The following is a 13,734-nucleotide window of genomic DNA, read 5'->3' as shown; positions in this document are numbered from 1 at the left end:
GCCCGTTAAAATTATTTCTTGCCGGAACCTGCCGCGGCTTTTCCTGCTTTTCTTATTATGTGTTCGTCGGTATAAACTACCGATTTGCCGTCCGCCGACGCAGTTGATTTTGTGTATCTTATGCCGAAACCTTTGTAAGGTTCCGGAGGCTTAACCGCTTTAATTTTAGCGGCAAAAGCGCCTACTTCGTTTTTGTCCGTACCGGTAACCGTAATAATTGTGTTTTTGTCCGCGTCAAGAACCGCGGTAACTTTTACGGTTGCGGGAATTTCAAGATTAACCAAATGAGAAAAACCGACGGTTAAAACTAATTTTTTTCCGCCCTCAATGGAAGCTTTATATCCAAGACCGATAGCTTTCAATTCTTTCTTGTAACCGTTAGTAACGCCTTCCACCATGTTTAGCGCAAGACCTCTGTAGAGGCCGTGAAGCATGTTATGTTCGCGGCTGTTTCCGAGAGCTTCTACAAGCAAACTGCCGGCGTCTGTTTTTACTGCTATTTTTTTGTCTATCGTCTGCGAAAGTTTGCCCAAAGGTCCCGTTACTTCAAGAACTCCGTTCTTAAATTCCGCTTTGACTTTTTCCGGCAATTGAACCGGCTTTTTTCCTAAGCGACTCATTTTTAATCCTCTTATAGAAGTTTGTAGAGCTGGGAGGCCGGGAAGTTGAGAAAAGCTAAACGCTATTAATCTCAAAATTTTTCCAACAGCTTTAACTACGCTCTGCAAACAACATCTATTTTTTTGTTACTTTTAGAGAGCCGTGTCGTTGCCCTGCTTCTCAACTTTTCAGCTTCTCAACTTCCGCCGTCTTTACCAAACGTATCCTATTACTTCTCCGCCGACTTTGTCTTTTGTTGCCTGTTTGCCCGTCAACAAACCTTTGGAAGTGGATACTATGGTTACGCCTAAACCGCCCTGAACTTTCGGCATATTTTCATAGCCTTTATAAATTCTCAACGACGATTTTGAAACTCTTTTAATGCCCTGAAGAACAGCTTTACCGGCAACGGTGTATTTAAGATAAACTCTTAAAACGCCCTGTTTGTGGTCTTCAATGCTTTTGTAATTTGCGATATAACCTTCGTCTTTTAAAATCTTTGCGATTTCAACTTTAACTTTTGAAGAAGGAATATCTACTTTTTCGTGCAGCTTTGCATTCGCGTTGCGAATGCGGGAAAACATATCTGATATCGGATCTGTAATCATTCAAACGACCTCTTTTAAATTATTACCAACTTGATTTTGTAACGCCCGGAATTTCACCGTTGTGCGCCAATTTACGCAAGCATATTCTGCAAAGACCGAAATCTCTGTAGAAGCCGCGCGGTCTTCCGCACAGACGACATCTGTTTCTGTGACGCGTTGAAAACTTTTGAGGTTTACGCATCTTTGCTTCTGCTGAAGTTGTTGCCATTCTGAAATGCCTCTTTTTTATTTTTAAAACTTCTTAACTTATTTTGCCGTTTACTTCGTTTCTCTTTTTCTGAAAGGAACTCCAAGCGCTTCAAGCAGCGCTTTCGCGTGCTCGTCTTTTTTTGCGTTTGTTACTATGGTTATGTTCATTCCTCTGGGTTTGTCGGATTTTTCAACGTTGATTTCGGGAAATATATACTGCTCGGTAAGACCGAGGTTAAAATTTCCCTGCCCGTCAAAACCTCTCGGCTCTATTCCTCTGAAGTCTCTTATGCGGGGAATAGCTACGTTAATAAGTCTGTCAAGAAATTCAAACATTATGAAATTTCTTAAAGTAACTTTCGCTCCTATAGGCATACCTTCGCGGAGTTTAAAGTTTGAGATGGATTTTTTTGCGCGCGTTACAAGCGGTTTTTGACCGGTTATAGCGGCAAGTTCCGCAACGGCAGTATCCAAAACTTTAATGTTTTCTTTCGCTTCGGTCAAGCCTATGTTAATTACAATTTTTTCAAGCTTGGGAATCTGATGAACATTTTTAAATTTAAATTTGCTCATAAGATCTTTAGAAACGTTTTTCTGGTAAAACTCTTTTAAACGAGGCTGATTCATTATTCTTTCCTTATCTATTTCTTCTGTCGGCTAGCCCTATCTTGAGTTTAGACTGCGCCTATTGTGCCGTTTTTATACTATCATCTCTCCGCATTTTCTGCATACGCGGATTTTTTTTCCGTCTGAAAGCTTGTCAAATTTAGGTCTTGAAGCCTGCGCGCATTTCGGGCATACAAGCATTACCTTGCTTATTGCAAGCGGCGCTTCTTTCTCGCGAATTCCTCCCGGATCTCTCTGGGTGGGTTTCGTGTGTCTTTTTACGAAATTAATTTTTGCCACTACTACTCTGCCGGTTTCCGGATAGACTTTAAGGACTTCGCCTTTTTTGCCTTTATCCTTGCCCGCCAAAACAACTACTTTGTCTTTCTTTTTAATGTTAAGCATTTTTTATTTTTCCTGTTTCTTTTTTGGCTTTAACAGTCCGGTGTTTCATTATCGCTTTTGTGTTATTGTCCGCCGATTTAATTAAGCCTTACTGACTTTTATCCGTCTTCGGCGCTTTGCTTCTGCGACGCGATTATTTAAACTTTGTTTAAATAACCTCGGGAGCCAATGAGATTATTTTTAAATAATTATTTTCTCTAAGCTCTCTTGCAACGGGTCCGAAAATACGCGTGCCTTTCGGTTCGCCTTCGTCGTTGATGATAACGGCGGCATTGTCGTCAAACTTAATGTAAGTTCCGTCTTCGCGGCGGATTTCTTTTACGGTTCTTACGACAACTGCTTTTACAACTTCGCCTTTTTTAATATTTGCATGCGGCAAAGCGTCTTGTACCGACGCGTGAACTACGTCGCCGATGCTTGCATAGCGGCGTTTCAAGCCTTTGGTAACTCTGAAAACACGCACTCTTTTAGCGCCTGAATTGTCTGCTACGTTTAAAATAGTTCTTTCCTGAATCATTTTTCAACCTCAAATTTTATCGTCGGACAAACTAAATTTTAAGATGCTTTGTTTACAACTTCAACCAACACCCATCTTTTAGTTTTTGACAACGGTCTTGTTTCCATTATCTTAACGGTATCGCCCGCGTGAGAAATATTTTTTTCATCGTGAGCAGCAAATTTGCTTTTCCCGCGAAGAACTCTGTCAAACAAAGAATGGCGGTAAGTTCTTTCCACCAAAACTATTCTTGTTTTGTTGCTTTTGTCGCTTACTACAACACCTGTACGATATTTACGTTTTGCGCGTTCTACCATTTTTCCTTCCTATTTTTATCTTATTTCGACTCTTTTTTCTGAGCAAGAAGAGTTTTAATTCTTGCGATATTTCTTCTGATGCTTCTTATTTCAAGCGGATTTTTTACAGGAGCCGTCGTATGACGGAATTTAAGTTTAAAAAGCTTATCCTGCAAATCGCCGAGTTTCGCTTTGAGTTCGGCTTCAGACATATTTTTCGTTTCCTGCCAGTTTTTACTTTTCATCTTAACCGTTCCTTAAATGTCAGCTCTGACTAAAATTTTTGTGTGAATCGGAAGTTTGTTTGACGCAAGACGCAAAGCCTTTCTTGCTTCTGCTTCGGGAAGCCCTTCCATTTCAAACATTATTCTTCCCGGTTTTACTACGGCTACCCAAAACTGCGGATCGCCTTTTCCCTTACCCATTCTGGTTTCTGCAGGCTTTTTAGTTATTGGTTTATCAGGGAATATTCTGATCCAAACTTTTCCGCCTTTTTTTATGTATCTTGCAAGGGTTACACGGGCAGCTTCTATTTGGTTGCTGTTTATCCAAACCGGCTCAAGAGCCTGCAAACCGTATTTTCCAAAAGCTAAATACGTGCCGCCTTTAGCCTTGCCTTTCATTCTGCCCCTGTGGGTTTTTCTATATTTAACTCTTTTTGGCATCAACATATAAATGTCCTCGTGTCTTATGTCTTAAATTTATTTTGACTCTTCTTTAGAAGCTGCTGCAGCTTCTAAATTTTTAGCGTCAACCAGCTTTGCTTCTTCAAGCAAATCTTTCGTAGTTTTTCTGAAGTGCTCTTTTTTAAATATCCAAACTTTAACGCCGATTTTTCCCATGGTTGTATTTGCTTCGGTAAAACCATAGTCTATATCCGCTCTGAAAGTTTGAAGGGGCACTCTTCCTTCTTTAAGCCACTCGGTTCTTGCAATTTCTGCGCCGCCGAGTCTTCCTGCCGCCATAACTTTAATACCCTGCGCTCCGGCCGCCATAGCTTTTTCAATGGTTTTCTTCATCGCTCTTCTGAACGTGATTTGTTTTTCCAATTGATACGCTATGCCTTCTGCGGCAAGCTGCGCGTCTATTTCGGGTCTTTTAATTTCCATAACGTTTACAAAAGTCTTTTTTGACGTCATGGTTTCCACTTCTTTTCTTAAAGTTTCTATGCCCTGCCCGCCTCTTCCTATTACTATTCCGGGGCGCGCGGTATAGATGTTTACTCTCAAATTTTTTCCGGGTCTTTCAATGCCGATTTTTGAGACAGACGCCGCTTTAAGTTTATCTTTAAGATAAACTCTTATGTGACGGTCTTCTTCAATTAAATCGGGCATCTCTTTAAGATTAAACCATTTAGATTCCCAATCTCTTATATACCCGAGTCTTACGCTTTTAGGATGTACTTTATGACCCATTTTTTGTCCTTACCTTTTTACTTTGTTTTAATTTCCGCCGTTTGGGGCTTTACAACTTTTTTCTTTCTTTTGCCGTCTGAAACGCCCACATCCGTTACAACTATTGTAAGGTGGCAGGTTCTCTTTTTTACCGGCATTCCTCTTCCCTGCGGACCGGGTCTCATTCTCTTAAGAGTAGGACCGCCGCCAACCCAGGCTTCTTTAACTTTAAGACCGGAATAGTCGTTAAGTTTGCCCGAATTTGCAACCGCGCTCTTTAAAACTTTTTCCACGAGCGTCGCCGCTGATTTAGGAAGAAAAGAAAGGGTTTCAAAAGCTTTTTCAACTTTCTTATTTCTAATAAGCGTCAAAACCTGATTTACTTTTCTTGACGTATATCTGACAAATTTTGCCGTTGCTTGTGCTTGCATCTTATTTTTCCTCGTATAGAAGTTTGGAGAGCCGGAAGGCTGGGAAGTTGAGAGAAGCCGAACGCTATTAATCTCAAAATTTTTCCAACAACTTTAACTACGCTCTGCAAACAACATCTATTTTTCTGTTACTTTCGGAAAGTTGTTGTTGCTGCCCACCTTCTCAACTTTCCGGCTTCCTAACTTCAGGCGTTACTATGTTAACGATGTTTCCTGCTTGGTCATTCCGCCGTGGCCTTTAAAGGTTCTGGTCGGAGCGAATTCTCCAAGTCTGTGTCCTACCATCTGTTCCGATATAAATATCGGAAGAAATTTCTTGCCGTTATGTATTGCGACTGTGTGTCCGACAAAATCTGGAGTTATAACAGAAGCTCTCGCCCATGTTTTTATAACTTTCTTATCGCCGGATTCATTTTGCTTTTGAATTTTCTTCAAAAGCTTCTCATCTACATACGGTCCTTTTTTAGTTGAACGACTCATTTATTATTTCCTCTTTTTTGGAAGTTTAGAGAGCTTGGACGCATTGAAGTTGAGAGGAGCTTTCCGCTCTTAAACTCTAACTCATTAAACAACCCAAACAAATACTCTTTAAACCAATGTTACCGTTTTGCGCTACGTTTTTTCAGGAAGATTTGCCGTTGCAAAACTTCTCAACTTCAAAACTTCCCAACTTCTACTTATTATTTCTTAGCTTTGTTACGATGGCTTACGATTACCCAATCCCAAACTTTTCTCGGCCTTGTTTTAAAACCTTTAGCAGGCTGGTTCCAAGGGCTTCTGGGCTGGTTGCCGCCTTTTGAACGGCCTCTGCCTCCTCCGTGAGGATGGTCAACAGAGTTCATTGCAGTTCCGCGGACATGGGGTTTAAACCCTTTGTGGCGGTTTCTTCCTGCAGAGCCTATCGTAATGTTTTCATGGTCAATGTTTCCTACCTGACCAATCGTTGCATAACAGTTTACGCGAATTAATCTTATTTCTCCGGAAGGCATTCTTACGTGCGCGTAATCGCCTTCTTTTGCAAGAAGCTGCGCAGAAGCGCCGGCTGAACGAACAAGCTGTCCGCCTTTTGCCGGGACTAATTCTATGTTATGTATAAACGTACCTACGGGAATATTCGCTAACGGCAAAGAGTTTCCTGCTCTTATCTCGGCATCCGGACCGGACATGAGAGTGTCTCCTACGTTAACGCCCACAGGCTGGATTATGTATCTTTTCTCGCCGTCCGTATACTGCAAAAGAGCTATTCTTGACGAGCGGTTAGGATCGTATTCAATAGCTATAACTTCTGCGGCGACGTTGAATTTATCTCTTTTAAAATCTATGATTCTGTAAAATCTTTTGTGACCGCCGCCTCTGAAGCGAACCATTACCTGACCGGTATTGTTGCGACCGCCATGCTTTTTAACAATTTTAATTAACGACTTTTCCGGCTCTGTCTTTGTTATGTCTGAAAAATCAGACATTGTCATTTGTCTTCTTGACTGCGTGTAAGGCTTGAATGTTTTAATTGGCATTTCTTTTTCCTGTTATCGGGCTGTTAAGCACAATATTATTATTGTAGCCCATAGTTGCTTCTTTTTTTACCGGTAAAAAAATCCGACCTTGCGTCAAACTGAGACTCAAGGCAAATTTTTTATAATTTACCGGACACGAAACCTTTAGGCTTCGTCGACCATTTGAATTTCTTGACCTTTCTTAAGCTTTACGATAGCTTTTTTCCAGTCGTTTTTATATCCTGACGACGCACCCATTCTTTTGCTTTTTCCGGCATAGTTTGCAGTGTGCACGTTTTCAACTTTAACGTTAAACAATGTTTCTACCGCCTGCTTAATTTGAAATTTGTTAGCGTTTCTGTCAACAACAAAAGTATATTTGTTGTCCGCTTCTTTCAAGACTGCGGCTTTTTCGGTAACTATCGGTCTTTTAATAATGTTTCTTATATCCATTTTATTTCCTGTAAATAAAAAAGAGAACGGGCGCTAAACTTAAGCGGCCTGTCTCTCTTTAAGAATTTCTATAGCTTCAGACGTAATAACAAGCTTATCCGCCCAAAGGACTTGGTAAGCGTTGATATTTTTAATATTTTCTACGACGACATTTTTAACGTTTCTTGCGGCAAGTCTGAAAGACGCGTCGTTTGCAATTGCAAATACGACTTTCTTTCCGTCAACTTTAAGATTCTTTAAAAGTTCCGCTACTTTTTTTGTTTTTACTTCGTCAAATTTAACGGAATCTACAACGATAATATTGCCGTTTTGAACCTGCGCGGCAAGCGCCATGCTCAAAGATTGTTTCTTTTTCTGCTTTGACATTTTTGTGAAATAATCTCTCGGCTGAGGTCCGAAAATTATTCCGCCTTTTCTCCAAAGCGGAGAATTTCTCTGACCTGCGCGCGCGTTTCCGGTTCCTTTCTGTTTCCACGGTTTTGCGCCGGAGAAAGAAACTTCGCCTCTGGTTTTTGTTTTATGCGTGCCCGCTCTTTGATTGTTCAAATAAGCGGTTGTAATTTCATGCAAAAGCACACTTGAAATTTCCGTATTAAAAAAAGCCGGAAGTTCTATTTTGCCTTTTTCCTGACCTTTCGCGTTATAAACTGTTGTTTCCATTTTTACTTTTCTCTCTTAACGTAATTATTTCCGGTTCGTCGTCGGAAATTTTATTTTTTATCTGTCTTCGGCGCTATGCTTCTGCAACGCAATAACATTGCTGCGCAACGTTATTTCTTTTTTGCTTTTGCCGCTTTATTTTCCTGAACGACAGGAATTTTTTTCAGCGTAGAACTTATAAGCAACGTTCCTGTTTTAACAGCGGGAACAGAGCCTTTAATAAGCAAAAGATTGTTGTCTGCGTCTGCACGCACAACCAATAATTTTTGTATTGTAACATATTCGTTGCCCAAATGTCCAGACATTCTCATGCCTTTTAAAACTTTCTGGGGTCCCTGTCCGCCGGATGATCCTCTTGCTCTCATCCTGTCGGATTGTCCGTGAGTTCTGGGCTGCATGCCAAAATTATGTCTTTTAATAACGCCGGCAAAACCTTTGCCTTTTGTTATTGCCGTAACGTCAACGTAATCTCCGGCTTTAAAAACGTCGGCTTTAATTTCTTGTCCGACGGTATATCCGGTTACGTCTTTTGTTCTGAACTCTCTTACGACTTTTTTCGGAGCGATATTATTTTTCTTGAAAAATCCCGCTTGGGCTTTTAAAAGTTTTTTCTCCGCAACGTCTCCAAATCCAAGCTGAACCGCCGAGTATCCGTTTTTTTCAACATTAAGAACGCTCGTTACAACGCAAGGACCGGCTTCTACCACTGTAACAGGAACGAGGTTTCCTTTATCGTCAAAAACCTGCGTCATTCCCACTTTTTTTCCAATTATTGATTTTGACATATTTTCTCTCTACTGTCGGGAGCTATCCCGTTTTTTATTTTGATTAAAACCACAAACAGTAAAATGCGAAATATTTTAAGTCCGTCTTCGGCGTTTCGCTTCCACAACGCGATGCAATTTAGACAAGGCGCACAAAGGTGAAGCGCGCTAAGGCATGTGAGCCGCCGTACAACACTTAAAAGATGAAGCATTTTACATTTTTATTTCTATGTCTACGCCTGCCGGAAGGTCAAGTTTCATCAACTCTTCAACGGTTTTAGACGAAGGCTCGCGAAGATCAACGAGTCTTTTGTGAATTCTCATTTCAAACTGCTCACGCGATTTTTTATCGGCGTGGACGGAACGATTAACCGTGTACTTTCTGATGTTTGTAGGCAAAAGAACGGGGCCGGTAATTGCGGCGCCGGTGCGTCTTGCCGTTTCAACGATTTTAGCCAACGAATCGTCTAACATTTTGTGGTCATACGAACGCAACTTAATTCTTAAACGCTGTGTCTGCACTACTTTTTCGGTTGACATAATTTCCCAATCCTGTTTTTTTTACTTTTTATTTCTGCCGTGCAATATTTAAAGTTTGTGCCGTCAGACTATGTAACGCTTAAAACGTTACGACGACGCCCCGCCAGAGGCTAAACTTTAAACTGCATTTTAACTGCAAAGATTAATTATTAAAGTGTAATGAGTAAATTTAGTATTTCGGCAAAACCGAAACTTTATATCATTACACGACCAAAATAACTATATGACTGCTGTTTCAATTGCAAAGCTTTGCATTTAGACGAAGCAATTATTCCGATATTTCGGTTACAACGCCGGAGCCTACTGTTCTTCCGCCTTCTCTGATTGCAAATCTTAACTGCTTTTCCATTGCTACCGGCATTATCAACTCTATATCCATCGTTATATTGTCGCCCGGCATCACCATTTCTACTCCCTGCGGTAAATGCGCTATTCCCGTTACGTCCGTCGTTCTAAAGTAGAACTGCGGTCTGTATCCCGTAAAGAACGGCGTATGTCTTCCGCCTTCTTCTTTCGTCAATATATACACTTGTCCTTTAAACTTCTTATGCGGCTTTATGCTTCCCGGCGCTGCTATTACCTGCCCTCTTTCTACCTGATTCTTTTCTATTCCTCTCAACAACATTCCTATATTATCTCCTGCCTGCGCCGTATCAAGCAGCTTTCTGAACATTTCTATTCCCGTCACCACTGACTTTCTTGTTTCCTGTATTCCTATTATTTCTACGTTCTCTCCTACTTTTACTACTCCCTTCTCTACTCTTCCTGTTGCTACCGTTCCTCTTCCTGTTATTGAAAATACGTCTTCTACGCTCATCAAGAACGGTTTATCTATATCTCTTGCGGGCAGCGGGATTGTTTCATCTACCGCGTCCATCAATTTTAATATTGAATCCACTCCTTCCTGCTTCCCTTCCAATGCCTGCAACGCGCTTCCTCTTATTATTGGCGTTTTGTCGCCGGGGAAGTTATATTTCGTTAACAAGTCCCTTACTTCCATTTCTACCAAGTCCAACAGCTCTTTATCTTCTACTGCATCGCATTTATTTAAGAACACCACTATTGCCGGCACGTTTACTTGTCTTGCCAATAATATATGTTCCCTTGTTTGCGGCATTGGGCCGTCCAACGCGCTTACTACCAATATTGCTCCGTCCATTTGCGCTGCGCCCGTTATCATGTTCTTTACATAATCCGCGTGTCCCGGGCAGTCTATGTGCGCGTAGTGTCTTTTATCCGTTGAATATTCTACGTGCGATACTGCTATTGTTACTATTTTTGACGCGTCTCTTCTTCCCTGGCTTTCCGACGCTTTTGCTACTTGGTCGTATGATATGTATTCCGCCAATCCTTTATCGCCCAGCACTTTTGTTATTGCTGCCGTCAATGTCGTTTTGCCGTGGTCCACGTGCCCTATTGTTCCTACGTTTACGTGCGGTTTGCTTCTGTCAAATTTTTCTTTTGCCATTTTTCGTCTCCCTATTGGTTAAGCTTTCTTTTCTAATATTTTATCTGCTATAGCTTTTGGAACTTCTTCATAGTGCGAAGGTTCCATGCTGTAATTTCCTCTTCCCTGCGTAAGAGAACGCAGCGATGTTGAATATCCGAACATTTCGGATAAAGGAACGTTAGCTTTTATATGCTGAACCTTATTTTTTGATTCCATGCTGGAAATCTTTCCGCGTCTTGAGTTCAAGTCGCCAATAACGTCGCCCATGTATTCTTCAGGAACAACAACTTCGGTTTTCATAATAGGTTCAAGTATAACAGGACTTGCTTTTTTGCAAGCGTCTTTAAATGCCATTGAACCTGCAATTTTAAACGCCATTTCCGAAGAGTCAACTTCATGGAACGACCCGTCTATAATAGTTACTTTCACATCAACAACGGGATATCCCGCGAGGGTTCCGGACGTTAACGCTTCTTTTATACCTTTATCAATAGCGGGAATGTATTCTCTGGGAATAACGCCGCCGACAATTTTATTTACAAACTCATAACCTTTGCCGGGCTCCTGAGGTTCAACGGTAAGAACAACGTGTCCATACTGTCCGCGTCCGCCGGTTTGTCTGATATATTTTGTTTCCGCTTCCGCAGATTTTTTAACCGTTTCGCGGTATGCAACCTGAGGTCTTCCGACGTTTGCCTGAACGTTAAACTCTCTTTTCATTCTGTCCACGAGAATTTCAAGATGAAGTTCGCCCATTCCGGCTATAATTGTTTGATTTGTTTCTTCGTTGGTGCGAACTCTAAACGTAGGATCTTCTTCGGCAAGTCTGCTTAAAGCAACGCCAAGCTTTTCTTCGTCGGCTTTTGATTTAGGCTCAATAGCTACGTCTATAACAGGTTCCGGAAAAGTCATAGATTCCAAAAGAATCGGATGTTCTTCGTCGCAAAGAGTGTCGCCTGTTCCGGTATTTTTAAGACCTACCGCCGCGGCGATGTCACCGGCGTTTACGGACTTAACTTCTTCTCTGTTATTAGAATGCATGCGAACTATACGCGAAATTCTTTCTCTGTTATTTTTTGCGGGGTTGTAAACGTAAGAACCGCTTTCAAGCGTTCCCGAATAAACTCTGAAATATGTAAGTTTTCCTATGAAAGGATCCGCCTGAATTTTAAATGCAAGCGCGCTGAAAGGGGCTTTGTCTTCTACTGGTCTTGTGGCGGCTTCGCCGGTCTGCGGATTTACTCCGTTAAAAGCTTCTCTGTCTAAAGGAGAAGGAAGATAATCGCAAACTGCGTCTAACATTGGCTGAACGCCTTTGTTTTTGAAGGCCGTTCCGCAAAGACACGGAATTAATTTTATTTTAAGGGTGGCGTTTCTTATTGCTCTTTTTATTTGAGTTATTGTAGGCTCTTTTCCGTCCATGAAAGCAAGCATAACTTCGTCGTCGTAATCTGCGATTAGCTCTATCATTTCGGAACGCATATGGTGCGCTTTTTCTTCAAGGTCTTTAGGAACGTCAACTATTTCAAAGCTTGCGCCAAGCTCTTCGCCGTTCCAAATATAAGCCTTCATTTCCACTAAATCTATTATTCCCTGAAAGTTAGATTCTGCGCCGATAGGTATTTGAATAGGAAGAGGAATTGCGCCGAGCTTTTCTCTTATGTCGTTAACAACCATAAAAAAATCTGCGCCTATTTTATCCATTTTATTTGAGAAAACAATTCTTGGAACGCCGTATTTATCCGCCTGTCTCCAAACGGTTTCAGACTGAGGTTCAACGCCGTTGCCGGAGTCAAACACAACAACCGCGCCGTCAAGAACTCTTAACGAACGCTCTACTTCTACGGTAAAATCTACGTGTCCGGGGGTATCAATTATGTTAAACTGCATATCCTGCCACTTGCAATATGTGGCTGCGGAAGTAATGGTGATACCTCTTTCCCTTTCCTGTTCCATCCAGTCCATAGTTGCGGCGCCTTCATGAACTTCGCCGATTTTATGGGTTCTGCCTGCGTAGTAAAGAATTCTTTCTGTAGTTGTAGTTTTTCCCGCGTCAATGTGAGCGGCAATTCCAAAATTTCTAATTTTATTTAACGGATATTCTCTAGCCATTTTTTAAACCCTTGTTTTTTAATGAGGAATGAGGAACAAGGAGTGAGGAATTAAATACAAAAACATATTTAACCGACACTTAACCCTAATCCAACAAATCCAATAATACAATTTTACTTAAAACTTAATTTTAACAACAACTCCAAACTTCCCACTCCTAATTTCTAACTGCCGTTATAATTACCAACGGTAATGCGCAAAAGCCTTATTAGCTTCCGCCATTTTATGCGTGTCTTCTCTTTTTTTCATTGCCGCGCCTTCTTTTTTGGAGGCGTCAATTATTTCCTGAGCAAGCCTTTCGCACATAGGTTTTCCGGATTTACTTCTTGCAATTTCTATAAGCCAGTTAATTGCAAGAGTGTTGGAACGCACCGCAGGAACTTCCATAGGAACCTGATACGTTGCGCCGCCGACTCTGCGCGGGCGAACTTCAAGAAGCGGTCTGATATTTTCTATGGCTCTGTTAAAAACCGCAACCGGATCTTCGCCGGTTTTCTCTTTTATAATATCAAAAGCATCATACATAATAGATTCTGCCGTGCTTTTTTTACCTGCAAAATTAAGCTTGCTGATAAATCTTGCAATGACAATTGAACCAAACTTGGAATCCGGTTCGGGATTTCCTCTTTTTTCTCTCGGCTTTAACGCTTTACGTGGCATAAATTCCTCTTTATATTATTTCTAAAAACTCTTCATAAACTCAAAACTTCATTTGTTTATGAAATCTATAATTCATTCAAAGCGGAATGTGGAAAGTTAAAAGCGGAATTAACAAATTTGTATTTAAAATTTCACTTTTCACTTTTCACTTTTCACTTCTCACTTTGCCGTTATAATTATTTCGCCGCTGCTTTTGCTTTTTTTGCGCCGTATTTGCTTCTTGACTGTTTGCGTCCGTCAACGCCGGTTGTGTCAAGAGCGCCTCTGACGATGTGGTATCTTACGCCCGGCAAATCTTTTACACGTCCGCCGCGGATAAGAACAAGCGAATGTTCCTGCAAGTTGTGCCCTACGCCCGGGATATACGAAGAAACTTCGTATCCGGAGGTAAGTCTTACTCTTGCTACTTTTCTTAACGCCGAGTTAGGTTTTTTAGGAGTTGTGGTGTAAACTCTTGTGCAAACCCCTCTTCTCTGCGGACAATTTTTAAGCGCAGGAGATTTTGTTTTTCTTGTTACGTCTTTTCTTCCGTTTGCAATCAACTGATTAATCGTTGGCATTTTCTTCCTTTCCTTGC

21 protein-coding genes are annotated in these 13,734 nt (G+C 41.2%); all 21 read right to left on the bottom strand.

Going from position 1 to position 13,734, the window contains the following annotated elements; genetic code table 11:
* Window positions 1–11: 11 nt before the first annotated feature.
* Entirely contained in the window at window positions 12–620 is a 609-nt protein-coding gene (rplF, locus tag Epro_RS06760; protein ID WP_052571458.1) for a 50S ribosomal protein L6, read from the bottom strand.
* Window positions 621–812: 192 nt separating this feature from the next.
* A complete protein-coding gene (gene rpsH, locus Epro_RS06755) occupies window positions 813–1,208 on the bottom strand; it encodes a 30S ribosomal protein S8 (protein ID WP_052571456.1) in 396 nt (131 codons plus the stop codon).
* A gap of 22 nt (window positions 1,209–1,230) precedes the next feature.
* Window positions 1,231–1,416, bottom strand: a complete 186-nt coding sequence (locus tag Epro_RS06750) for a type Z 30S ribosomal protein S14 (protein WP_052571454.1) — start codon at window positions 1,414–1,416, stop codon at window positions 1,231–1,233.
* A gap of 50 nt (window positions 1,417–1,466) precedes the next feature.
* Window positions 1,467–2,024: a 50S ribosomal protein L5 gene (gene rplE / locus Epro_RS06745; protein WP_052571452.1), complete on the bottom strand. Its 558-nt coding sequence runs from the start codon at window positions 2,022–2,024 to the stop codon at window positions 1,467–1,469.
* 72 nt (window positions 2,025–2,096) lie between these two features.
* Window positions 2,097–2,408 carry a 50S ribosomal protein L24 gene (rplX, locus tag Epro_RS06740; protein ID WP_052571450.1) on the bottom strand — a complete coding sequence of 104 codons (312 nt, stop codon included), beginning with the start codon at window positions 2,406–2,408 and terminating at the stop codon, window positions 2,097–2,099.
* A gap of 148 nt (window positions 2,409–2,556) precedes the next feature.
* On the bottom strand, window positions 2,557–2,925 hold the full coding sequence (rplN, locus tag Epro_RS06735; RefSeq protein WP_052571447.1) for a 50S ribosomal protein L14: 369 nt from the start codon (window positions 2,923–2,925) through the stop codon (window positions 2,557–2,559).
* Between the two features lie 38 nt (window positions 2,926–2,963).
* Complete coding sequence (gene rpsQ / locus Epro_RS06730) at window positions 2,964–3,221, bottom strand: 30S ribosomal protein S17 (RefSeq protein WP_052571445.1); 258 nt, start codon at window positions 3,219–3,221, stop codon at window positions 2,964–2,966.
* Window positions 3,222–3,241: 20 nt separating this feature from the next.
* Entirely contained in the window at window positions 3,242–3,445 is a 204-nt protein-coding gene (rpmC, locus tag Epro_RS06725) for a 50S ribosomal protein L29 (protein WP_052571443.1), read from the bottom strand.
* Between the two features lie 12 nt (window positions 3,446–3,457).
* Entirely contained in the window at window positions 3,458–3,871 is a 414-nt protein-coding gene (gene rplP / locus Epro_RS06720) for a 50S ribosomal protein L16 (RefSeq protein WP_052571441.1), read from the bottom strand.
* 30 nt (window positions 3,872–3,901) lie between these two features.
* Entirely contained in the window at window positions 3,902–4,615 is a 714-nt protein-coding gene (gene rpsC / locus Epro_RS06715; RefSeq protein WP_052571439.1) for a 30S ribosomal protein S3, read from the bottom strand.
* A 17-nt stretch (window positions 4,616–4,632) separates the two neighbouring features.
* Window positions 4,633–5,025, bottom strand: coding sequence for a 50S ribosomal protein L22 (rplV, locus tag Epro_RS06710; protein WP_052571437.1), 393 nt, complete (start codon window positions 5,023–5,025; stop codon window positions 4,633–4,635).
* Between the two features lie 195 nt (window positions 5,026–5,220).
* Window positions 5,221–5,505: a 30S ribosomal protein S19 gene (gene rpsS / locus Epro_RS06705; protein ID WP_052571435.1), complete on the bottom strand. Its 285-nt coding sequence runs from the start codon at window positions 5,503–5,505 to the stop codon at window positions 5,221–5,223.
* 200 nt (window positions 5,506–5,705) lie between these two features.
* Window positions 5,706–6,539: a 50S ribosomal protein L2 gene (rplB, locus tag Epro_RS06700; RefSeq protein WP_052571433.1), complete on the bottom strand. Its 834-nt coding sequence runs from the start codon at window positions 6,537–6,539 to the stop codon at window positions 5,706–5,708.
* Window positions 6,540–6,683: 144 nt separating this feature from the next.
* On the bottom strand, window positions 6,684–6,971 hold the full coding sequence (gene rplW, locus Epro_RS06695) for a 50S ribosomal protein L23 (RefSeq protein WP_052571432.1): 288 nt from the start codon (window positions 6,969–6,971) through the stop codon (window positions 6,684–6,686).
* A 39-nt stretch (window positions 6,972–7,010) separates the two neighbouring features.
* On the bottom strand, window positions 7,011–7,631 hold the full coding sequence (gene rplD / locus Epro_RS06690; RefSeq protein ID WP_052571429.1) for a 50S ribosomal protein L4: 621 nt from the start codon (window positions 7,629–7,631) through the stop codon (window positions 7,011–7,013).
* 110 nt (window positions 7,632–7,741) lie between these two features.
* The gene (rplC, locus tag Epro_RS06685) at window positions 7,742–8,416 is read right to left on the bottom strand and encodes a 50S ribosomal protein L3 (protein WP_052571427.1); all 675 of its coding nucleotides are present in this window, start codon (window positions 8,414–8,416) and stop codon (window positions 7,742–7,744) included.
* Window positions 8,417–8,608: 192 nt separating this feature from the next.
* On the bottom strand, window positions 8,609–8,935 hold the full coding sequence (gene rpsJ / locus Epro_RS06675) for a 30S ribosomal protein S10 (protein ID WP_052571422.1): 327 nt from the start codon (window positions 8,933–8,935) through the stop codon (window positions 8,609–8,611).
* Window positions 8,936–9,203: 268 nt separating this feature from the next.
* A complete protein-coding gene (tuf, locus tag Epro_RS06670) occupies window positions 9,204–10,403 on the bottom strand; it encodes an elongation factor Tu (RefSeq protein ID WP_052570717.1) in 1,200 nt (399 codons plus the stop codon).
* 18 nt (window positions 10,404–10,421) lie between these two features.
* Entirely contained in the window at window positions 10,422–12,497 is a 2,076-nt protein-coding gene (fusA, locus tag Epro_RS06665) for an elongation factor G (RefSeq protein ID WP_052571420.1), read from the bottom strand.
* A gap of 180 nt (window positions 12,498–12,677) precedes the next feature.
* Entirely contained in the window at window positions 12,678–13,157 is a 480-nt protein-coding gene (rpsG, locus tag Epro_RS06660) for a 30S ribosomal protein S7 (protein ID WP_052571418.1), read from the bottom strand.
* A 176-nt stretch (window positions 13,158–13,333) separates the two neighbouring features.
* Window positions 13,334–13,717 (bottom strand): 30S ribosomal protein S12, encoded by a 384-nt coding sequence (rpsL, locus tag Epro_RS06655; RefSeq protein WP_052571416.1) that lies wholly within the window; start codon window positions 13,715–13,717, stop codon window positions 13,334–13,336.
* Window positions 13,718–13,734: the final 17 nt, after the last annotated feature.

Origin of the sequence: Endomicrobium proavitum (assembly GCF_001027545.1) — a bacterium.
In the GTDB taxonomy this organism is placed as follows: domain Bacteria; phylum Elusimicrobiota; class Endomicrobiia; order Endomicrobiales; family Endomicrobiaceae; genus Endomicrobium; species Endomicrobium proavitum.
The sequence above is the reverse complement of the archived record's forward strand: the minus strand, read 5'-3'. Positions and strand labels throughout refer to the sequence as shown.